Annotated in this window: 1 protein-coding gene; it reads left to right on the top strand. The window is 45.8% G+C overall.

Translation table 11 applies throughout. The features are described from left to right. The coding region (locus tag Q0256_RS08620) for a TonB-dependent receptor (protein ID WP_297962239.1) at positions 1-1,360 on the top strand (1,360 nt) is incomplete at both ends.

The following is a 1,360-nucleotide window of genomic DNA, read 5'->3' as shown; positions in this document are numbered from 1 at the left end:
GCCGACTAACGAGTGGAGCGGCAGCGTCGGCGCCGAATACGGCTCGCACAAATACATGCTAGGTCTTTTTGAAACCAGCGGCGCGCTGATTGATGATAAACTATTTTTGGGCTTAAACGGCTCGGCGTCCAAAGAGGACGGCTGGATCATCAACGATCTAAACGGAGATAAAGCCAACGACAAGAAAAATTACAATTTCGGACTAAATTTAAAGATAGTGCCGACCGATCGTTTTACGATTAAAATTTACGGCGATCTTTTTCACCGCCAGGACAACTCGCTCGACGAGCTTTTTATCCCAAAATCGAGATTTGGCAATATCTCAAAAAGCGAAGCCAAGCATATAAACTTAGAAACTCCCGCCCGCGTAAAGCAAACCTCTAGCTCGGGAGCGTTAGATCTAAAATATGAATTTGACAAATTTGATGCGACCTCGGCTACGACCTTTCGTAGAGCCAAAAAAGACGGGCTTTACGACGAGGATTTCGGTAGTAAAATAACCTATCTCGACCCCGATCACTACGGGCTAATTACATTTTTAAATTCTAAAAATGATACCTTCTCCGAGGAGCTTAGATTTAGTAGCGTAGGCGAGCAAAGCTTCAAATGGGTCGGTGGACTTTATTACGAAAACGAAAAGCAAGTCTTCGGCCCGATCGGCGACCAATACGGCGACGGCGGTAGGACGATAGTCGAGGATTGGCCTTCGGTCAATCGCGCGCAGACGGCATCGGTATTCGGTCAGATCATCTATCCGATCACGAGCAAATTTGATGCTACGCTTGGCGGCAGGTATCAGCAGATCAGAAAACACACAAAGGTCGATTACTTTTCATACGAGCTGGGACACAATCCCGGTGCGCCCGCGTTTTCGATGGACGAAAAAGCGACATTTAGGACGTTTTTGCCAAAAATCGCACTTGGATACGATATCACCGACGAGCTAAATATTTACGCGATGTATTCAAAGGGCTATCTAGCCGGCGGCTTTAATTTCTACACCACCGGCGGCAGCAGGGAGGATAATAAATTTGACGCACAAACGAGCGATGATTACGAGATCGGTGTAAAGGGTTCGTATGAGAGCTTTAGATTTTCTACCGCGCTATTTTATATGGACATCAAGGGCACGCATATATTCTACACCGACCCCAATAACCCCAACATCTACTCGACCGCAAACGCCGATAAATCAAAATCTATGGGTGTGGAATTTGAAGGCGTCGCAAAAGCGAGCAAGGAGCTTGATATAAATTTAGCCGCAAGTCTGCTAAAGACCAAATACGGAGATTACATCAACAAAGACGGCACGAATAATAAAGGTAATAAAATCGAGAAAAACCCCGAGTATAAGCTCTCT

Source organism: uncultured Campylobacter sp., from assembly GCF_937949835.1.
Classification (GTDB): Bacteria; Campylobacterota; Campylobacteria; order Campylobacterales; family Campylobacteraceae; genus Campylobacter_B.
The sequence above is the reverse complement of the archived record's forward strand: the minus strand, read 5'-3'. Positions and strand labels throughout refer to the sequence as shown.